18 protein-coding genes are annotated in these 19,886 nt (G+C 73.8%); 7 read left to right on the top strand and 11 right to left on the bottom strand.

Features of this window, described 5'->3' with window-relative positions; all coding sequences use genetic code 11:
* Window positions 1-192 precede the first annotated feature (192 nt).
* Window positions 193-1,815 carry a phytoene desaturase family protein gene (locus ACZ58X_RS36600; RefSeq protein WP_470337887.1) on the top strand — a complete coding sequence of 541 codons (1,623 nt, stop codon included), beginning with the start codon at window positions 193-195 and terminating at the stop codon, window positions 1,813-1,815.
* 90 nt (window positions 1,816-1,905) lie between these two features.
* On the opposite strand, the gene ACZ58X_RS36595 is transcribed toward ACZ58X_RS36600, so the two are convergent.
* Complete coding sequence (locus ACZ58X_RS36595) at window positions 1,906-2,619, bottom strand: hypothetical protein (protein WP_470337886.1); 714 nt, start codon at window positions 2,617-2,619, stop codon at window positions 1,906-1,908.
* 275 nt (window positions 2,620-2,894) lie between these two features.
* On the opposite strand from ACZ58X_RS36595, the gene ACZ58X_RS36590 reads away from it, so the two are divergent.
* Window positions 2,895-3,449: a TetR/AcrR family transcriptional regulator gene (locus ACZ58X_RS36590; RefSeq protein ID WP_470337885.1), complete on the top strand. Its 555-nt coding sequence runs from the start codon at window positions 2,895-2,897 to the stop codon at window positions 3,447-3,449.
* Window positions 3,450-3,453: 4 nt separating this feature from the next.
* Here ACZ58X_RS36590 and ACZ58X_RS36585 read toward each other — a convergent pair whose 3' ends face one another.
* The 9 genes from ACZ58X_RS36585 to ACZ58X_RS36545 form a co-directional block, all read right to left on the bottom strand.
* Window positions 3,454-4,398, bottom strand: a complete 945-nt coding sequence (locus ACZ58X_RS36585; RefSeq protein ID WP_470337884.1) for a DUF4436 family protein — start codon at window positions 4,396-4,398, stop codon at window positions 3,454-3,456.
* Window positions 4,395-5,618, bottom strand: coding sequence for an agmatine deiminase family protein (locus tag ACZ58X_RS36580; RefSeq protein WP_470337883.1), 1,224 nt, complete (start codon window positions 5,616-5,618; stop codon window positions 4,395-4,397). Before ACZ58X_RS36580 ends, ACZ58X_RS36585 begins: the two co-directional genes overlap by 4 nt.
* A 221-nt stretch (window positions 5,619-5,839) precedes the next feature.
* Window positions 5,840-6,637: an ABC transporter ATP-binding protein gene (locus ACZ58X_RS36575; RefSeq protein ID WP_470337882.1), complete on the bottom strand. Its 798-nt coding sequence runs from the start codon at window positions 6,635-6,637 to the stop codon at window positions 5,840-5,842.
* Window positions 6,630-7,691 carry an ABC transporter ATP-binding protein gene (locus ACZ58X_RS36570; RefSeq protein ID WP_470337881.1) on the bottom strand — a complete coding sequence of 354 codons (1,062 nt, stop codon included), beginning with the start codon at window positions 7,689-7,691 and terminating at the stop codon, window positions 6,630-6,632. The genes ACZ58X_RS36575 and ACZ58X_RS36570 overlap by 8 nt, the downstream gene beginning before the upstream one ends.
* A 28-nt stretch (window positions 7,692-7,719) precedes the next feature.
* Entirely contained in the window at window positions 7,720-8,592 is an 873-nt protein-coding gene (locus tag ACZ58X_RS36565; protein ID WP_470337880.1) for an ABC transporter permease, read from the bottom strand.
* Complete coding sequence (locus tag ACZ58X_RS36560; protein WP_470337879.1) at window positions 8,589-9,548, bottom strand: ABC transporter permease; 960 nt, start codon at window positions 9,546-9,548, stop codon at window positions 8,589-8,591. The genes ACZ58X_RS36565 and ACZ58X_RS36560 overlap by 4 nt, the downstream gene beginning before the upstream one ends.
* A complete protein-coding gene (locus ACZ58X_RS36555) occupies window positions 9,545-11,194 on the bottom strand; it encodes an ABC transporter substrate-binding protein (RefSeq protein ID WP_470337878.1) in 1,650 nt (549 codons plus the stop codon). The genes ACZ58X_RS36560 and ACZ58X_RS36555 overlap by 4 nt, the downstream gene beginning before the upstream one ends.
* A gap of 141 nt (window positions 11,195-11,335) precedes the next feature.
* Window positions 11,336-12,340 carry an agmatine deiminase family protein gene (locus ACZ58X_RS36550; protein WP_470337877.1) on the bottom strand — a complete coding sequence of 335 codons (1,005 nt, stop codon included), beginning with the start codon at window positions 12,338-12,340 and terminating at the stop codon, window positions 11,336-11,338.
* A gap of 128 nt (window positions 12,341-12,468) precedes the next feature.
* Entirely contained in the window at window positions 12,469-13,680 is a 1,212-nt protein-coding gene (locus tag ACZ58X_RS36545; protein WP_470337876.1) for an agmatine deiminase family protein, read from the bottom strand.
* A 263-nt stretch (window positions 13,681-13,943) separates the two neighbouring features.
* Between ACZ58X_RS36545 and ACZ58X_RS36540 the strand changes: the two genes are divergently transcribed.
* The 5 genes from ACZ58X_RS36540 (at window position 13,944) to ACZ58X_RS36520 (ending at window position 18,437) form a co-directional block, all read left to right on the top strand.
* Entirely contained in the window at window positions 13,944-14,516 is a 573-nt protein-coding gene (locus ACZ58X_RS36540; protein ID WP_470337875.1) for a TetR/AcrR family transcriptional regulator, read from the top strand.
* 155 nt (window positions 14,517-14,671) lie between these two features.
* Window positions 14,672-15,250: a TetR/AcrR family transcriptional regulator gene (locus ACZ58X_RS36535; protein WP_470337874.1), complete on the top strand. Its 579-nt coding sequence runs from the start codon at window positions 14,672-14,674 to the stop codon at window positions 15,248-15,250.
* Between the two features lie 296 nt (window positions 15,251-15,546).
* Window positions 15,547-16,584 (top strand): agmatine deiminase family protein, encoded by a 1,038-nt coding sequence (locus tag ACZ58X_RS36530; protein WP_470337873.1) that lies wholly within the window; start codon window positions 15,547-15,549, stop codon window positions 16,582-16,584.
* 78 nt (window positions 16,585-16,662) lie between these two features.
* Window positions 16,663-17,835, top strand: a complete 1,173-nt coding sequence (locus ACZ58X_RS36525; RefSeq protein WP_470337872.1) for an agmatine deiminase family protein — start codon at window positions 16,663-16,665, stop codon at window positions 17,833-17,835.
* Window positions 17,836-17,930: 95 nt separating this feature from the next.
* Window positions 17,931-18,437 (top strand): hypothetical protein, encoded by a 507-nt coding sequence (locus ACZ58X_RS36520; RefSeq protein WP_470337871.1) that lies wholly within the window; start codon window positions 17,931-17,933, stop codon window positions 18,435-18,437.
* Between the two features lie 158 nt (window positions 18,438-18,595).
* Here ACZ58X_RS36520 and ACZ58X_RS36515 read toward each other — a convergent pair whose 3' ends face one another.
* A complete protein-coding gene (locus ACZ58X_RS36515) occupies window positions 18,596-19,819 on the bottom strand; it encodes an agmatine deiminase family protein (RefSeq protein ID WP_470337870.1) in 1,224 nt (407 codons plus the stop codon).
* Window positions 19,820-19,886 lie beyond the last annotated feature (67 nt).

The following is a 19,886-nucleotide window of genomic DNA, read 5'->3' as shown; positions in this document are numbered from 1 at the left end:
CCACCAATCATCTTACGGATGAAGGGTGTTGACCCTAGCGGACCGCCAGGCACGCTGCCGGCGAGGCCGCTGGCACCGGCGCCCATGAGCGGGACCACGCCGTACGGCCCGGAGGCCGTGGCGGGCGCCGGGCCCGGAAGCTCCGGTGTCGCGCGGGTTCCCCGCCCGGGTGCGGTGTCGTACCGTGACCGGATGACCACAGTGGTGTCATCCCGGTACGACGCCGTGATCGTCGGCGGCGGGCACAACGGACTGGTGGCCGCGGCCTACCTGGCGCGGGCCGGGCGGCGGGTGCTGGTCCTCGAACGGCTGCCCGAGGTGGGCGGGGCCGCCGTCTCCGCGCGGGTGTTCCCCGGCGTGGACGCCCGGTTGTCGCGCTACTCCTACCTGGTCAGCCTGCTGCCCCGGCAGGTGGTGCGGGACCTCGGGCTGCGGCTCGACCTGCGTCGCCGCCGGATCTCCTCCTACACCCCCACCCTGCGGGACGGGAAACCCACCGGGCTGCTGGTGGACGCGTCGGACCCGGAGCGCACCAGGGAGTCGTTCCGGAGCCTGACCGGCGGAGACCGGGAGTGGCGGGCCTGGCAGCGCTTCTACGGGATGACGGCGGAGGTCGCCCGGCGGGTGTTCCCCACCCTCACCGAGCCGCTGCGCACCCGCGCCGAGTTCCGTCGCCTGGTCGGCGACGAGGCCGCCTGGACGGCCCTGTTCGAGCGTCCGCTCGGCGAGGTGGTCGAACGGAGCTTCACGGACGACCTGGTGCGCGGTGTGGTCCTGACGGACGCGCTGATCGGCACCTTCACCCACGCCCACGACCCGGAACTGCGGCAGAACCGCTGCTTCCTCTACCACGTCATCGGCAACGGGACCGGTGACTGGGACGTGCCGGTCGGCGGGATGGGTGCCGTGACGGACGCCCTGGCCGGGGCCGCGCGGGCCGCCGGGGCGGAGATCCGGACCGACTGCGAGGTGACGGCCGTCGCCACCGACGGCCGGGGCGACGCCGAGGTGACGTACCGGCACCGGGACGGCGAGACGACGGTGGCGGGGCGGCGGGTGCTGGTGAACGCCGCGCCGGCCACCCTGGCCCGGCTGCTGGGCGAGGACCCGGGGCCCGCCCCGGAGGGCTCCCAGCTCAAGGTCAACATGGTGCTGCGCCGACTGCCCCGGCTGCGGGACGCCGCCGCCGACCCGCGCGAGGCCTTCGCCGGGACCTTCCACATCGCCGAGGGCTACCGGCAGTTGGAGACCGCGTACACCGAGGCGCTGGCCGGCCGACTGCCCTCGGCGCCGCCGTCCGAGATCTACTGCCACAGCCTCACCGACCCGTCCATCCTCGGGCCGGAGGCCGTACGGCAGGGGTACCAGACCCTGACGCTCTTCGGACTGCACATGCCCGCCCGGCTGTTCGGCGACCCGGCGGCCGAGGAGCGCGCGCTGGCCGCGAGCCTGGCGCAGCTGGACGCGGTACTGGCCGAGCCGATCGCCGACTGCCTGGCCGTGGACGCCGAAGGACGGCCCTGCGTGGAGGCCCGGACGCCGCCGGCGCTGGAGCGGGAGCTCCGGCTGCCGGGCGGCCACATCTTCCATCGCGACCTCGCCTTCCCCTTCACCGAGGACGAGGACGGCAATGACGGCGGGGACGGCGGGGACGGCAGCGGGGAGGGACGGGCGGACCCCGCTGCCCGCTGGGGCGTGGCGACGGCCCACCCGAACGTGCTGCTGTGCGGGGCGGGCGCCGTCCGGGGCGGCGGGGTCAGCGGGATCCCGGGGCACAACGCGGCGCAGGCCGTCCTGGCCGACCCGGCCCGGTAGGACGGGGACGACCGGGACGACCGGGACGAGAAGGCCGTACGGAGAGGCCGTACGGGGAGGCCGTACGGCGACCCGCCCGGTGGCGGTGCGTCAGGCCCGGGCGAGGACCCAGCCGCCGAGGCCGTCGCAGGCGCCGGCGTTGTACTGGGTGGCCCGGAAGCCGGCCGGGACGGGCGAGCCCGGGCAGGTCCAGAGGCCGACGCGGGCGGTGTTGTGGCGCCAGGACCCGGCGCCGTCGCAGCCCGCCACGGTGTGGCCGGTGATCACGTAGCCGGCCACCACCGGGGAGCCGGAGCAGGTCCAGATGCCGTCGTGCGGGAGGCTGTGCTGCCAGTTGCCGATGCCGCCGCAGCCGCTGCGGAAGTGGTTGCTGATGACGTAGCCGGGCACGACGGGCGAGCCGGAGCAGGTCCAGATGCCGTCGTGGACGAGGTTGTGCCGCCAGGAGCCCATGCCCCGGCAGCCGGTGGTCTGGTGGTCGGTGATGACGTAGCCGGCCACCACCGGGGAGCCGGAACAGGTCCAGATGCCGTCCTTGGCCGGCTGCTGGTACCAGGAGCCGGCGCCGCCGCAGCCGCTGGGGTCGTGGTCGGTGATGACGTTCCCGGCGGCGACAGGCTGTCCGGAGCAGCTCCACGTGCCGCCGTTGCCCCAGCGCGCCGTCCGGGCCTCGGCCGTGGACATGCCGGAGACGGTGCCGCCCAGGGCGACGGCCGCGATCAGGGCGATCGACGCCACGGCGGCCCCCGCGCCCCGGCCGGCCGCCAGGGTCCGCACGCGCTTCACTATCTGACGCAGGATCATGTCCGTTGTGCTCCTGGAGTGTCGAGGAGGATGAGGTGCCCCCGTTGCGCCGGTCCACCCGGCGGTCGAACGAGAGTCACCCTAGGTGGTGGAGACGTGAAAGTTCAGCGGAGGATCGGAGAATTCCACTCCCGGGGCGCAGCTTGTCCGAAAGTCGTCAGGACGCACGGCCCACCCCCCGGCATCCCACCTGACGGGACTTTCAGCATACGGAGTGATCTTGGCGCGCCCCGCGGGTAAGGTGGTGGACCGTGGCCAGTAGGAAAACGTCGATCATGGAAGCAGCGGCGCGGGTGATCGCGCGGCGCGGGGTGCGCGGGCTGCGGGTGGAGGAGCTCGCCGCCGAGGCGGGCGTGTCCACCGCGCTGATCTACTACCACTTCAAGGACCGTACCGGCATCCTCCGGCAGACGCTGGAGTTCATCAACGACCGGGCCGAGCGCTACACGACCGAACGCGCCCCGGACGCACCGCCGTTGACGCCGCGCGAGGAGCTGGAGCAGACGCTGCTGCTGGAGCTCCAGGACAGTGTCGAGGTCCGGGAGAACAGCACCGCCTGGGGCGAACTGCGCGCCAGCGCCGTCTTCGACGAGACCCTGCGCGAGGACCTCGCGCGCGCCACCCGGGTCTGGGTCCAGGAGATCGCCGAACTGCTCGGCGCCGTACAGCCGATGTCCTCGGCGGTCGCGCTGGCCGGCGCGGCGGAGCGGCTGACCGCACTGCTCGAAGGCCTCAGCACCCGCTGGCTGAGCGGCAGCCTGCCGCTGGCGCACGCCCGGATGCTGATGGCCGACGCGATCGATGCCGAACTGGCCCGGCTCGGCTCCTGAACCGTCAGGGCCCGGCGGGTGCGGCCGACGGGCCGTTCGGTCCGGCCCCCGCAGCCCCGGCCGCCACCTCCGCCACCTCCGCCGCCGCCTCGGCGCGGCGCTTGCGGTGTTCGACCCGGACCCCGGCGATGACGGTGACGGTCAGGCTCGCGGCGATGATCCCCTCGGCCCAGAAGAACGCCAGGTAGTCCATCAGCGAGCCGACCGGTGGCGCGCCCGGTGCCGCGTTGCGCATGCCGATCAGCGCGAAGAGGGTCGCCGCCATCCAGCCGAGCGAGGGCCAGACCAGCCCCTGGCCGCCGCGGTAGAGCACCTCCGCGCCGGCCAGCACGGCCAGGGCGAGCGCCCACATCGCGGCGATCATGAACCAGGCGAGGATGAAGGTGCTGCGCGCCCGGCTGACCCGGCCGTCCAGGACGGTCACGCCGGAGGCGTGCGGGGTGCTGGCGGGCCGCACCACGAAGAACGGGTCTGCGTCCGCGAAGACCAGGCCGACCGGCACCGCGCCGGCGCTGTCCGTGGCCGAGAAACCCAGTTCGAAGTGGTAGCGGTCGAAGGGGTAGTCGGACTCGGTGCCGTCGTACAGGTTGGCCTGGACGGATTGGGCCGTGACGGCCTCCCCCGCCGCGGCCCGCAGGTCGGTGCGGGCCGCCGAGTGGACGGTGACGTCGACCTGCCGGGTGAACACCGCGGAGTCCGGACCGTCGGCGAGGCTGCCGTGCGGGACGGCCGCCACGTAGAGGCCGAGGTCGCCCGAGCCGGGGTCGATCTCCTGGGCGGTGAGGTCGAGTTCGATCCAGTCCGCCGCCGTCGGCAGGGCCAGTTCGCGGGTCTGCTGCCGGGTGTCGCGCTCGTTGAGGTACAGCGCGATGCCGGCCGAGCAGAGCACGGCGAGCAGCAGCAGGGCGAGGGCGAAGCGGTTGCCGCGCAGTCGGCCGGGGCCCCTCACGACGAGGCGGCGGGCGAGGCCGGGCCGGACGACGCACCGGCCGATCCGGAGGACGCGGCGACCGGCTGCTGCTGGGTGGCGCAGTGGATGCCGCCGCCGCCCGCGGCGATGTGGTTGATGGAGACCTGGGTGACCTTGCGGCCGGGGTGGAGGTCGCCGATGATGCCGGCCGCCTTGTCGTCGGCGGCCTGGTCGCCGAACTTCGGGACGATCACGCCGCCGTTGCAGACGTAGTAGTTGATGTACGTGGCGAGGAAGTTCTTGCCCGCGCCCTGGATCAGGTCGACGTCGGGTTCGGGGAGGTCGACCACCTTGAGCGTGCGGCCCTTGGCGTCGGTCGCGGACTGGAGCACCTGGACGGCCTGGGCGGAGGCGGTGGTCCAGACGTCCGGCGGGGTGTCGGCGGCCGGGCGGTGCAGGACGACGGTGCCGGGCTCGGCGAAGCGGGCGAGCGCGTCGACGTGGGAGTCGGTGATGTCCTGGCCGGCGACGCCCTTGAACCAGATCACCTTCTGGACGCCGAGCAGCTCCTTGAAGTCCGCCTCGATCTGGTCCCGGCTCTTGCCGGGGTTGCGGTTGTCGTTGACCCAGGAGCTCTCGCAGGCCATCAGGGTGCCCTCGCCGTCGACCTCGATGCCGCCGCCCTCGCCGGTGATCGGCGCCTGGATGCGGGTGATGCCGTAGTGGTCGAGGAGGTTGCGGGCGACCTGGCCGTCGTTGGCGTGGGTCTGCTTGTTGCCCCAGCCGTTGAAGTTGAAGTCGACGCCGGCCAGGCCCTGGGGGCCGGTGACGAAGGTCGGGCCGGTGTCCCGGGCCCACAGGTCGTCGACCATCAGCTCCAGCACCTCGACCGAGGAGCCGCAGGCCTGCCGGGCCTGGTCGGCCTGGTCGGGGCGGGCCAGCAGGACGACCGGCTCGAAGCCGGCGATGGCCTGGGCGAGCGAGGCGATGTCCTGCCGGACGCCGGGGAGTTGGTCGCCCCACACCTCCTCCAGGGCCGGCCAGGCCAGGAAGGTGCGGGTGTGCGGGCCCGACTCGGCGGGCATCGCCCGGGCGGCGGCCTGGCTGCCGGACGGGGCCGGGGTGCCCGCGGCCGTGCCGCTCGGGCCGGGCTGTTCCTCCGCCGTGCTGTCGGAGGAGCAGCCGCCGGCCAGGGCCAGGGCGGCGAACGCGGCCCCGGACTGGAGGAGCACACGGCGGGACGGCCGGGAGGGAGCCATGGGGCCTCGTTCCGGTAGGTGTCGGTTCGGCTCCGCAGGCTACTGAAAGGGGGGTCAGGTTCCGGCGCGGCGCGGCTCCGCCGTTCGGGTGAGGCCGCCGGACGGCGGACGAGCCGCGGACGGGCCGCAGGCGGGCGACGGGCGGGCGGCAGGCGCCGTCCGCCCGCGCCGCCCCTCACCCGGGACCGGCAGGTCCCACCGCCTGCCGGTCCCGGGCCGCGCTACAGCGCGCGGCGCGCGGCGGCGATCCCGTCGGGATCCCAGCCGGGCCGGGGGACGGACTCCAGCAGCAGTGCCGTGTAGGCGTGCCGCGGGTCGTCGAGGACCTGGGCGGTCGGTCCGGCCTCGACGATCCTTCCGTGTCGCATCACCACGACCTCGTCGGTGACGCAGCGGACCACGCCGAGGTCGTGGGTGATGAAGAGGTAGCCGATGCCGGTCTCCTCGCGGATGTCGGCGAGCAGGTTGAGCACCTGCGCCTGGACGGACACGTCCAGGGCGGCGACCGCCTCGTCCAGCACCAGGACGGCCGGCCGCACGGCCAGGGCCCGGGCGATGGCGACGCGTTGGCGCTGGCCGCCGGAGAGCCGGCGGGGCAGCGCGTCGGCGGCCCTGGTGCCGAGCCCGACCTGGTCGAGGAGTTCCTTGATCCGGGCCTGGTGGTCGGTGTCGGGGAAGTGCAGCCGCAGGGTCTCCCGGAGGACGGCCTCGACGCTGGTGCGCGGGTCCAGCGAGAGGTACGGGTCCTGGAAGACCATCTGCACCTCGCGGGCGCGGGCCAGCCGCTCGGCCTTGCCGCGGGCGCGGCCGGTCCGGGGCCGGCCGTGGACGGTGACCCGCCCCTCGTCGGCCCGTTCGAGCCCGACGATGATCCGCGCGGTGGTGGTCTTGCCGGAGCCGGACTCGCCGACGATGCCGAGCGAGGCGCCGGCGTCGAGGGTGAAGGAGACGTCGTCCACCGCCCGGACGCTGCCGAAGGTCCGGTGCAGCCCGGTGACCTGGAGTACGGGCTCAGGCATCGGCGCGGCTCCCTTCGAGCGGGCCGTCCCCGACCGGGCCGTCCCCGAGCGGTTGGTCGGCGCGCGGTCGGTCGGCGCGCGGTTGGTCGGCGGGCGGTCGGTCGGCGCGCAGGCCGTCCCCGAGCGGGTGGTGGCAGGCGACCGGGTGCTCCCCCGTCGGCGCGGGGGTCTGCTCCCGGCACACCTCGGTGGCGAAGGAGCACCGGGCGGCGAACGCGCAGCCGGTCAACTCCTGCCGCAGATCCGGTGGTTGGCCGTCGATGGCGGCGAGCCGACCGGCCGGGGCGTCCAGCCGCGGGGTGGAGGCGAGCAGGGCGGCCGTGTACGGGTGGCGGGGCCGGGCGAAGAGTTCGGCGGCGGGGCCGGTCTCGGCGATCCGTCCGGCGTACATCACGTAGACCCGGTCGCTGATCGCGGCGGCGAGGCCGAGGTCGTGGGTGACGAACAGCAGCCCGGTGCCGAAGCGTTCGCGCAGTCGGCCGAGCAGGGCGACCACCTCGGCCTGGCTGGTGACGTCGAGCGCCGTGGTGGGCTCGTCGGCGAGCAGCAGGATCGGGTCGCCCATCAGGGCGGCGGCGATCATCACGCGCTGGAGCATGCCGCCGGACAGCTGCCCGGGGTAGCGGCCCAGCAGTTCCGGCCCGAGGCCGACGGCGTCGAGGAGTTCGACGGCCCGCCGGTCGGCGGCGGCGGCGCTCATGGTGCCGGCGAGGCGCACGCTCTCGGTGAGGAAGTCGCCGATCCGGCGCAGCGGGTTGATGGCGGCCCGGGGGTCCTGGAAGATCATCGCGGCCTGGCCGGTGCGCAGGGCGCGCAGCCGGTCGGGGGCCATGGTCAGGACGTCCTCGCCGTCGACCAGGACGGTGCCCTCCGGTGCGCCGCCGGAGGGCAGCAGGCCGAGGGCGGTACGGGAGGTGAGGGTCTTGCCGGAGCCGGACTCGCCGACCAGGGCGACGGTTTCGCCGGGGGCGACGGTGAGGTCGACGCCGTCGAGGACGGGCCGGGCGGTGCCGGGCAGTCGGAGCCGGAGGCCCTGGATGTCGAGGGCGTTCACGCGGTCCTTCCAGTGGTGCGGTGGTCGGTCATGCGGACCTCCGGGCGACCCGGTCGGCCCAGCGCTCGCCGACCACGTTGAAGGCGACGACGGTGAGCACGATCAGGGCGCAGGGCAGGATCGCGGAGAGCGGGTAGCCGTGCTGGATCGCGGTCTGGCCGTCGAAGACCATCCGGCCCCAGTCGGGGGTGAGGGCGGGGACGCCGAGGCCGAGGAAGGACAGGCCGGCCAGGTCCATCAAGGCGTAGCCGAAGTTGACGGCGGACTGGGCGAGGACGACCGGCGCGATGTTGGGCAGGACGTGCCGCAGGCAGATCTGCGGGGCGGAGTGGCCCTGGACCTGGTAGGCGGAGACGTACGGCCGGGTCCGTTCGGCCAGCACCAGGGAGCGGGTGAGCCGGGAGACGTAGGGCAGGTAGGCGATCGCCAGGGCGACGACGGGGGCGAGCAGGCTCTCTCCGTACACCGAGACGATCAGGATGGCGAGCAGCATGCCGGGGAAGGCGAAGACCAGTTCGGTGCTGCGGGAGAGGGCGGAGTCGAGCCAGCCGCCGCGCCAGCCGGCCGCGAGGCCGACGGCGATGCCGGCGACGGTGGAGAAGGCGACCACGCCGAGCGGGCCGAGCAGCGAGGTGCGGGCGCCGAGCAGCAGCCGGGAGAGGGTGTCGCGCCCGGCCGTGTCGACGCCGAGCAGGTGGTCGGGCGAGGGCCCGGCGAGGGCGTTGCTCAGGTCGACGGCGTTCGGGTCGTACGGCGACAGCCAGGGGGCGAGCAGGGCGGCGAGCACCACCAGGAGGGCGAAGCCGAGGCAGGCCAGGTGGAGCGGGGCGCGGGCGGCCTTGAGTCGGCCGAGGCCGGGCCGGCGGGTGAGGTCCGGCCGTTGGATGAGACCGGTGCTCATGCGTCGGACCTCCGGGAGCCGAGGGTGACCCGGGGGTCGACCAGTGGGTGGAGCAGGTCGACGACCAGGTTCACCGTCATGAACAGGGCCACGATGATCAGGGAGATGGCCTGGACGGTCGGGAAGTCCTTGGTGGTGGTGGAGAGTTCGAGCAGCTGGCCGATGCCGCCGATGCTGAACGCGGACTCCACCAGGATGGTGCAGACCAGCAGGGTGGAGACGATCAGGCCGCCGGTGGTCAGCACGGTGCCCAGCGAGTTGCGGAACACGTGGCGGCGGATCACCTCGCGCTCGGGGACGCCGCGGCTGCGGGCCACGGTGACGTGCTCGCCCTCCAGGGCCTCCAGCATGGCCGTGCGGGTGACCCGGGCGAGCATGCCGATGAGGTAGAGCGCGAGGGCGAGCGCCGGCAGGGTGAGGTGCCGGAGCATGTCGCCGAGGCCGTCGCCGACGCCGCCGACCGGGAACCAGCCGAGCTTGACGGCGAACAGGCCCTGGAGCAGCACGGCGGCGACGAAGGACGGCGTGCCGAGGGCGATCGTGGTGGTGACCAGGATGGTGGAGTCGGTGGCGCCGCCGCGCACCGCGCCGAGCCGGCCGAGCGCCAGGCCGATGACGACCACGATCACCAGGGCCATGCCGACCAGCAGCAGGGTGGCGGGGAGCCGGTCGGCGAGCAGCCCGGACACGTCGGTGCGGTAGGTGATGGAGCGGCCGAAGTCGCCCTGCAGCACCTGGCCGAGCCAGCGGAGGTACCGCACCAGGAAGGGGTCGTCGAGGTGGTACTGCTCGTTGATCGCCCGGAGGGCGGCCGGCGAGGCCGACCGGCCCGACAGGAGGAAGCTCGCGGGGCTGCCCGGCGCCAGGTACACGGCCCCGAAGACCACGAACGAGGCGCCGAGCAGGGTCACCGCCATCTCGACCAGCCGCCGGGCGGCGAATCGGAGGAAGCTCACCGTGCGGCCCCCACATCGGCGGCCCACGGGTAGTACATGTACGAGATGGTGGTCGGGGCGCCGGTGATCCGCTTGTTGAGGAAGACGGCGGTGGGCCACTCGGCGACCGGGATCCACAGCAGCTGCTGGGAGGCGGCCTGCTGGAGCTTGGCCTCGATCGCGCCGCGCTCGGCCGGGTCGTACTCGGCGGCGGCCCGGTCGACCAGGTCGTCGTAGGCCTTGTCGCTGTAGCCCGCGAAGTTCTGGTACGCGCCGGTGCGGAAATTGACCAGCAGGTCGAGCGGGTCGGTGATGGAGTCGTAGTACGTCTCCGGGAACATGTCGATGCCCTCGCGCGCCTTGGCGTCGGTGAAGAGCGCGGTGAAGGCGTTCGGGGCGATCGTCCTGAGCTGGATGTCGAGCCCGATCCTGGTGCCGGCGGCCTGGACGGCGGTGGCGAGCAGCGAGACGTCCTGACCGATGGTGCTGGTGGCCATGACGAGCGTCTTGCCGCCCGCACCGGCCTCCTTGACCAGGGCCTTGGCCTTGTCGATGTCCTGCGCGCTGGGGGTGAGGCCGTCGAAGGCGCTCTTGCGGACGTCGTCGGGGGCGGAGGCCCAGGCGGCCCTGGTGGTGAGGGAGCCGGTGACGCTGCCGGAGCCGGCCAGGCCGGTCCTGACGAGGCCGCTGCGGTCCAGGGCCAGCGACAGCGCCTGGCGCACCCGGACGTCGCCGAGCGCGCCCTGCATGTTGGTGACGTTGACGTTGACGGTGCTCAGGCCCTCGCCGAAGTAGAGCGTGCCCGGGCCGCTCTTCCTGAGCCGGTCGTAGCTCTCGGTGGGGATGAGGTAGCCGCCGTCGACGTCGCCGGTCAGCATCGCGTTGGTGCGGGCGGAGGAGTCGGTGAGGAAGCTGAACACGACCTTCTTGGACTTGGCCTTGGTGCCCCAGTAGTCGTCGAAGCGCTGGAGTTCGAGCGACTGGCCCTTGGCCCAGGTGCCGAGCCGATAGGGGCCGGTGCAGTCGAGGCTGCCGCTGGTGCCGTAGTCCTTGCCTGCGGCCTCGATGCCGGCCTTGGCGGCGACGACGCCGGCGGCGGTGGCCATGTACTGCGGGAACTGGGAGTCGGGCTGCTTGAGCTTGACGGTGACCTGGAGCGGCCCGGTCCTGGTGATGGAGTCGACGTTCTGGAAGGTCTGGGCCCAGGCCGCCGCGTTGTTGGGGTCGGTCTGCCGGCCGAGGCTGTAGACGACGTCGTCGGCGGTCATCACCGTGCCGTCGTGGAAGTGCACCCCCGAGCGCAGGTCGTAGACCCAGGTGGTCGGGTCGGGGTTGCCGGCCTTCTCGGCCAGGCCGGGCGCCAGGGTGAGCTGGGGGGTCCAGCGCATCAGGCTCTCGCAGACGTTGGAGAGGATCGTGTTCTGCGGGTAGTCGAAGGCCTGGATGTAGTCGAGGGTCGGCGGCTCGGCGTAGGTGGCCCAGGTGAAGGAGTCGATCTCGCCCTTGGCGGGCGGGGTGGAGGCGGAGAGCCGGAAGCCGGCCTGGCCGGAGTCCCCGCCGCGCGGCGGGCCCGAGCAGGCGGCGACCATGGTCGCGGCCGAGAGCAGGGCGGTGGCGAGGGCGAGCCGGCCGCGCGTGGTGGCGCGTCTCGCGGGTGCGAGCGTCATGAGGGTGGTCTTCCGATCGGTGCGGAACGGGAGGTGCGGAGCGGTACGGGGTGCGGGCCGTACCGGTCCGCGGGGGGACGCGCCGGTGGGGCGGTCGCGTCCGGGGGCCGGTTGGGGGCGGGCCCGGGCGGCCGGGGTGGGTCAGGCCCGGGCGGCCGGGATCTGCTGGGTGATGCAGTGGACGCCGCCGCCGCCGTAGGCGATCACCCGGGCGCGCACGCCGACCACCGTGCGGTCGGGGTGGGCCGCGGCGAGGACGGCGAGCGCACCCGCGTCCTCGGGGTGGTCGGCGACCGGGACGACGACGCCGCCGTTGGCCAGGTAGAAGTTGAGGTAGCCGACCTCGACCCGGTTGCCGCCGACCTCGACGAAGGCGGCCTGCGGGAGGTCGACGATCTCGAAGGGCCGGCCCTGGGCGTCGGTGGAGTGCTCCAGCACGGTGCGGTTGGCGCGCATCCGCACGTAGTCCGGGTGCGCGGGGTCGGCGGGCAGCTGGACGACGACCTTGCCGGGGGCGACGAAGGCGCAGACGCCGTCGACGTGGCCGTCGGTCTCGGTGTCGAGCGCGCCGCCGTAGGGCAGCCAGATCACCTTGGTGACGCCGAGGCGGGCCTTGAGTTCGTCCTCGATCTCCGCCCGGCTCAGGTCCGGGTTGCGGTTGGGGTGGAGCAGGCACTGCTCGGTGGTGATCAGGGTGCCCTCGCCGTCGACGGTGATGGCGCCGCCTTCGAGGATCATCCCGGAGCGGACGGCGGGGACGCCGAGGTGGTCCAGCAGCAGGGCGCTGATCCGGTCGTCGGCGTCCCAGGGGTGGTGCTTGCGGCCCCAGGCGTTGAAGCGGAAGTCGACGCCGGCCCGCCGGCCCTCGCCGTCCAGCACGAAGATCGGCGCGCTGTCGCGGAACCAGGAGTCGTCCAGCGGGAGTTCGAGGACGGTGATGCCCTCGCCGCAGTGCTCGCGCGCCTCGGCGCCGTGGCCGGGCGGCGCCACCATGGTGACCGGCTCGAACTCGGCGATGGCGCGGGCGACCGTCGCGTACTCGCGCTTCGCCTCGTCCAGGGTGTCGCCCCAGAGGTCCGGCCGTACGGGCCAGGCCATCAGGCAGCCCTCGTGCTCGGTCCACTCGGCGGGCATTCGGAACGTCACGGGTTTCCTCTTCCGGTCGGAACTGGTGCGGTGCTGTGGTGCGGGCTCGGTGCCAGGGCCGGACCGGCGCTGGGGGCCGAGGCCTCGGCGGCCCGCCGCCGTGGGGTACCGGGCGGGCCGCCGAGGGGTCAGAGGGCCGCCGGTACGGCGGGCTGGGACTGGGTGGCGCAGTGGATGCCGCCACCACCGGAGGCGATGTTGTCGATGTTGATCTGGACCACGTCGCGGCCGGGGAACTCGGCCTGGAGGAGGGTGTGGGCCAGGCCGTCGGCGTAGCCGTCGCCGAACTGGGGCACGAAGACGGCGCCGTTGGCGACGTAGAAGTTGGTGTAGCTGGACAGGAAGTCCTTGCCGCGGCCGCGGATCAGGCTGCGGTCCGGGCCGGGCAGCTCCACCACGGTCAGGGCGCGGCCCTGGGCGTCGGTCGCGCTCTGCAGGACCTGCGCGGCCTGCTGGTGGACGTCGATCCAGACCTGGTCGGTGCCCGGGCCGGGCTTGTCGAGGACTACCCGGCCCGCGGAGGTGAAGCGGGCCAGGCAGTCGATGTGGTCGTCGGTGATGTCCTGGCCGGCCAGCCCGGCCAGCCAGATCACCTTGTCCATGCCGAGGCCGGCCTTCAAGGCCTGTTCGACCTGGTCCTGGGTCATGCCCGGGTTGCGGTTCGGGTTGACCAGCGAGCTGACGGTGGCCAGCAGGGTGCCCTGGCCGTCCGTCTCCAGGGCGCCGCCCTCACCGGTGAAGGAGGCACTGACGCGGCTGACGCCGTACTCGGCGAGCAGGCTCGCCGCGACCGCGGCGTCCTCGGCGAAGGGCTGGTAGTAGGGGGTGCCGGTCTTGCCCCAGCCGTTGAAGTGGGTGTCGACCCCGGCGACGGCCCCGGGCGCGACCGTGAAGGTCGGGCCGAAGTCGCGGATCCACAGGTCGTCGTTGGGGATCTCGATGACGGTGATGCCGTAGGTGCTGCCGGGGCCGCACCAGTACCGGGCGCTCGCGGCCTGGGCGGGGCGGGCGACCAGGACCACCGGCTCGTAGCGGGAGATCTCGTGGGCGACCCGGGCGATGTCGTCGCGGACCGCGGAGAGCGAGTTGCCCCAGATCGAGGAGAGGGCCGGCCAGGCCATGAAGGTGCGGTCGTGCCGGTCGCTCTCGGCCGGCATCCGCAGCCGCGGCGGGGCGGTGGCCGAGGCGGTGTCTGCGGCCGTGGCGGTGTCTGCGGCCGTGGCCGCCTGGGCTTCGTCGGCCCGGGCGACGGCCGGGAGGGCCGTGGTGAGGACGGCCAGCGGCACCGCGGCCGCGCCGAAGCGGAGCAGGCTTCTTCGTGAGGGGGTGGGGGTGTTCAAGAAACGCTCCCTGTATGAGGTGGGAGGTGTGGGGGTTGCCCCGCATCCTTCACCGCACTGAAAATTCAGTCAAGCCCCTGGGTGGCAGTGACCTTTCGGTCAGCTCCGGAACGCCCCGGACACCCCCGACCCACCGCCCAGCACCAGGACAGCGTGGCGCATCGACCAGGGAGGCGACCTCGGGGAGCACTCGGAGGGAAGTCCTGAAATTCTTGTCAGGATTGTGTAACGAGCCGGCCCGAGGACCGGTAGAGTGACCGCTCATGTCGGACCGTCGGACAGGGATACTCGAAGCCGCCACCCGCGTCATCGCCCGACGCGGCATCCGCGGACTGCGCATGGGCGAGCTCGCGGCCGAGGCCGGGGTGTCCACCGCGCTGATCTACTACCACTTCACCGACCGGGCCGGCACCCTGCGCCGGACGCTGGAGTTCATCAGCGACCGCGCCGACCACTACACCGCCGGCGAGGAACCCGCCGCCCGGGCCGGGGACCCGCGCACCGACCTGGAGCGGGTCCTGCTGCGCGAACTCCAGGACACCGCCGAGGTCCGCGAGAACAGCACCGCCTGGGGCGAACTGCGGGCCACCGCCGTCTTCGAGCCCGACCTGCGCGAGGAACTCGCCCGTTCCACCCACACCTGGGTGCACGACGTGGCCGAACTGCTCGCCCGCGCCGACCCCACCGGCACCGCCCCCGCCCACGCGGCCGCCGCCGAACGGCTCACCGCCCTGATCGAGGGCCTCAGCGTGCGCTGGCTCAGCGGCTCGCTGAGCCTCGACCACGCCCGCCGCCTGCTCCGCGGCGCCGTCGACACCGAGCTGGCGCGGCACTGAACCCGCGCGGGCGGCGGCCGAAGGCCGTCCCGCGCCGCAACCGCCGCCCGTCCGGGCCCGGCCGGGCCTCGTCGTCGGGGCGATCGGCCGATCGGCTGACCGATCGGTCAGCCGGGGCCGTCGCGCGGCCCCGCGCCCGGGTAGGGTGGCGACCCATGGCCAGTCGTAGAACGTCGATCCTGCAAGCAGCCGCCCGTGTCATCGCCCGGCGCGGGGTGCGCGGGCTGCGGGTGGAGGAGCTCGCCGCCGAGGCGGGCGTGTCCACCGCGCTGATCTACTACCACTTCAAGGACCGCACCGGGATCCTGCGGAGCACCCTGGAGTTCATCAGCGACCGGGCCGAGGGCTACACCACCGACCGACCCGCGGACGCCCCGCCCCCGACGGCGCGCGAGGAGCTGGAGCAGACCCTGCTGCTCGAACTCCAGGACACCGTCGAGGTCCGGGAGAACAGCACCGCCTGGGGCGAACTGCGCGCCAGCGCCGTCTTCGACGAGACCCTGCGCGAGGACCTCGCCCGCGCCACCCGGCTCTGGGTCCAGGAGACCGCCGGGCTGCTCGGTGTGATCCGGCCGACGGCCTCCGCGCCGGCCCTGGCCGGCGCCGCCGAGCGGCTCACCGCCCTGCTGGAGGGCCTCAGCACCCGCTGGCTCAGCGGCAGCCTGCCGGTCGCCCACGCCCGCGCCCTGATGACCGAGGCGATCGACACCGAGATCACCCGGCTCGACGCCTGAACCGTGCGGCAGGCAGGCCCGGACGGCGCGCTGCGTGACGGTCCCTGCGGTGAGAGTCACGGCATGCGCCTGAACTTGACTGACTTTTTAGTCAGTGCGACGCTGCAGGGGACAGCAGGCGCTGCCCGCCCCGTCCGTCGACTCCGTCCGTCCCGCTCTGCGCCCGCGCGCCGTGACCCGGAGAGTGGAGACGGCTGCGGCCCCTCCCCCGGCTGCGGCCCTCCCCCGACCACGGACCGGCCCCGGGCCGCGGCGCGAACGGCACCTGCGCACCTCCGCACGATCAGGAGACCACCGTGAGCCACTACCACGACGACCACTCCGGCGAGTCGGGCCCCTGGGTGCCCGCCGACGACGTCCCGCACGCGCGGACCTGGATGTCCTGGCCCTCCCGCCGGGGCGTGTGGGGGCTGCGCCTGGGCGGCGTCCAGGAGGACATCGCCCTGATCGCCCGCACCGTCGCCCAGTTCGAGCCGGTGGTGATGTGCGCCCCGGACGACTACACCGCGGACAAGGCCCGCTCGCGGTGCGGCCCGTCCGTCGAGGTGATCACCGCGATCCCCACCGACGACCTGTGGATGCGCGACATCGCCCCGGTGTTCCGCCGGGACGGCCACGGCGGCCTGGAGGCCGTGGTCCTCAACTTCAACGGCTGGGGCAACAAGCAGGTCCACTACGACGACGCCCGGGCCGCCGAGCGGATCGCCGCCCACCGCGGCCTGCGCCACTCCTACGCGGACTTCGTCGGCGAGGGCGGGGCGGTCGAGACCGACGGCGACGGCACCGTGATGGCCACCGAGAGCAGCCTGGTCAACAAGAACCGCAACCGCGGCATGAGCCGGGACGAGATCGAGGACGCCGTCCTGGAGGCCTACGGCGCGGACAGGATGATCTGGCTGCCCGGCATCAAGGGCGAGGACATCACCGACGACCACGTCGACGTCACCTCGCGGTTCGTCCGCCCCGGCGTGGTGATGGTCCAGCTGCCGCCGGCCGACCGCAACGACTCCTGGGCGCGCGACGCCCGCGAGCAGTTCGCCGTCCTCTCCGCCGCCACCGACGCCCGCGGCCGCCGGCTCCAGGTCGTCCCGGTGCACGGCCCGGACACCGTCCGCTCCCGCAGCTCCACGTTCGTCGACTCCTACCTCAACTTCGTCCTCGTCAACGGCGGGGTCATCACCGCCCAGTTCGGCGACGCCTACAAGGACGCCGCCGCCCGGGACGCGCTCGCCGCGGCCTTCCCCGGCCGCCACGTCGTCCAGCTCGACGTCGACCGGCTGATGGCCGGGGGCGGCGGCATCCACTGCTCGACCATGCACGAGCCGCTGCCGTAGCCGGAGCCCGAACCCGAACCCGAGCCGCACCAAGTTCTCCTTCCCGGACCACCCTCGAACCCTGCCCGGAGAGCCCGTATGACCAACGCCCTGTCCCGCCGCAGCATGATCCGCTCCATCGCCGGTGTCGGCGCCGGAGTCGGCGTCCTCACCCTCGGCCTGACCGCCTGCGACCCCAACGACCTCGGCGACCCCGACGGCGCCGTGCCGCCCTCCCAGCAGCCCGGCACCCCCGGCGCCCCCGGCGCCCGGCGCTTCGGCGCCGAGTGGGAGAAGCACCAGCGCACCGTGATGTCCTGGCCCGCCTCCGAGAGCGTCTGGGGCGAGCAGGTCCCGGAGGTCCGCAAGGACATCGCCGGCCTCGCCCAGGCCATCGCCGCCCGCGAACCCGTCGTCATGATGGCCCGCCCGGAGCAGCAGGAGGCCGCCCGGAAGGCCTGCGGCTCCGCCGTCGAGGTGGTGCCGGTGGCCGTCGACGACCTGTGGGCCCGCGACACCCTGCCGGTGTTCGTCGAGGAGGGCGGCAAGGTCAAGGGCGTCGACTTCAACTTCAACGGCTGGGGCAACAAGCAGCAGCACGCCAACGACTCCAAGATCGCCCGGACGGTGCTGGCCAGGTTCGGCGTCGAGCGCGTCGAGACCCCGCTGGTCGCCGAGGGCGGCTCCTTCGAGACCGACGGCCAGGGCACCCTGATGGTCACCGAGAGCTCCGTCGTCAACGCCAACCGCAACCCGGGGATGAGCCGGGACCAGGTCGAGGCCGAGCTCAAGAAGGCGCTCGGCGTGACCACGGTGATCTGGCTGGCCGGCGTCAAGGGCAAGGACATCACCGACGCCCACGTCGACTGCCTGGCCCGCTTCGTCGCCCCGGGCGTCGTCCTGCTCGACCAGTCCTTCCCCGGCGGCCCGGCGGACGTCTGGTCCCGCGCGGCCGAGCAGGCCCGCGGGGTGCTCAGGAACGCCACCGACGCGACCGGCAGGAAGCTCCAGGTGATCGAGCTCCAGCAGCCGGACCCGGACAGGATCACCGGGCGCGGGGACGCCTTCGTCTCCTCGTACATGAACTTCTACGTCGGCTCCAAGGGCGTCTACCTGCCCAGGTTCGGCGACACCCGGGCCGACGAGCGCGCCCAGCAGGTCCTCAAGCAGTACTTCCCGGGCCGGGAGATCGTCCCCGTGAAGATCGACGCGATCGCGTCCGGCGGCGGCGGCATCCACTGCGCCACCCACGACGTCCCGGCCGTCGGCTGACCGGGTACGGGCCGGCGCGCGGCGGCGCACCCGGCGCGCGGGGCGGCCGGCTCGCCCGGCTCACGGCCGGCCTGCGCGGCCGGTCGGCCCGGCCAGTGGCGGGCGGGGCGGACGAGGGCGAGGCGGCCGGTGAACTCCCGTACGGCTGGGCGACGGTGACCACCGCCGTGGCCCGGGCCGTGGCCGGCGTACCGCCACAGGCGCTGACCGTGCGGTCGGCGCAGCGGCTGCCCGCCGTGCCCGCCGTGCAGGAGCAACTGGACGCCGTGCTGGTCGCGATGGTGGAGTCCGCGCTGCGGCGCAGCCCGCCCGGGGCGCGGGTGCTGGTGCGCACCGAGCTGACTGCCGGCCGGCCCGGGACGCCCGACCGGATCCGGGTCCAGGTGGCCGACCGCGGGCCGGACCTGGTCGGCGAGGCGCGGCACCGGCTGCCCGCCGTACCCTCGGGGGCCGCCGGCACCCACCGTACGACGGTCGAACTGGCCTGCGCCGCCGCACGGTTGAGAGCAGCTGGCAGCGGCGCCCTGTCCGCCGGGGCCAACCCGGGCGGCGGGCTGCTGCTGACCCTCGCCCTCACCACCGCGGCCCGCCCGGGACGGTGAGGCCCGGGGCCGTTTCGCTGCCGCCGGACGGTGCGGTGCCCCCGCCCGACCCGGGCGGGGGCACTTCGCCGTCCCGTCGGCCGCTGTCCCGGCCGGGGTGGCGGACCGGGGTCTCGACGGCCCTACCGGGGTGGTGGGTTCAGCCCGGGGTGGCGGACTCAGACGGCGGGCTGCTGCTGGGTGACGCAGTGGATGCCGCCGCCGCCCGCGCCGAGGTAGTCGATGTTGAGCTGCTCGACGGTCCGGCCGGGGAAGAGCCGCGCGAGCGCGGCCTTGGCGGCGGCGTCGGCCGAGGTGTCGCCGAACTGGGCGGAGATCACCGCGTTGTTGCAGAGGTAGTAGTTGGCGTAGGAGCCGACGAAGTTGGGGTCGGTCGAGCGGATCAGGTTGTAGTCGGGGCCCTGGATCCGGCCGACCGCGATCCGCGCGCCCTGCGCGCTCGTCGCGCCCGAGAGGATCTGGTACTGCTGGCGCTCGTCGTTGGACCAGATGTCGGTGTCCCCGGACAGCGGCATCTGGACGACGGCCGAACCGGCGGCGAGGAACCGCGAGCTCGCGTCGACGTGGTCGTCGGTGATGTCCTGGCCCTGGATGCCGGGGAACCAGACCACCTTCGAGGCACCGAAGGCCGCGTACAGCGCGGACTCGATCCGGGCCTGGGACAGGCCGGGGTTGCGGTTGGGGTTGACGATGCTGCTGCTGGTCGCCATCAGGGTGCCGGCGCCGTCGGTCTCGACGGCGCCGCCCTCGGCGACGAGCCCGGCGGCGGTGAACGGGATGCCGAGGTAGGCGGCGACGCGCTGGGCCACCAGGGCGTCGTTGGCGTGCGTCTGCTTGTTTCCCCAGCCGTTGAAGTTGAGGCCTACGGTGTCCAGGCCGCCCGCGCCGTCGGTGCGGAAGACCGGGCCGGTGTCGCGCATCCAGCAGTCGTCGACGGGGATGGAGCCGATGACGGTGACCCGCGAGCCGCACATCGACTGCGCCTTGGAGACGCTGGCGGGGTTGGCGCACACGGTGACCGGCTCGTACCTGGCGATGGTTTTGGCGATCAGGGCGATGTTCGCCTGCACGCCGCTGAGCTTGTTGCGCCAGATGCCGGTGCTGTCCGGCCAGGCCATCCAGGTCCGGGTGTGCGGGACGCTGTCGACCGGGACGGTGTAGCCGGTGGTGGCGGGCGCCCTGCCGCCGGATGCCGTACCGCCGGGTGACGTACCGCCGGGTGCCGGGCGGCCGGGCGCCGTGCCGCGGGCGGCGGCCTGCGGTGCGTTCAGCCCGGTCAGCGCGGCGCCGGCGGCGGTCAGTCCGGCGGCTGTCAGGAAGCCGCGCCGGCCGAGGCGCCCGAGGAGCGCCGGGTCGGGTCTGTGGTGATCGCGATCGTCCACTTCTACCTCCGTGTCAATTCCGGCCGACGGCCGTGGAGTTGCCCAGAAGGTAGAACTGGCCAAGCGC

Source organism: Kitasatospora sp. NPDC040550, assembly GCF_055594965.1.
This window is presented reverse-complemented; position numbering and strand designations above follow the sequence as displayed.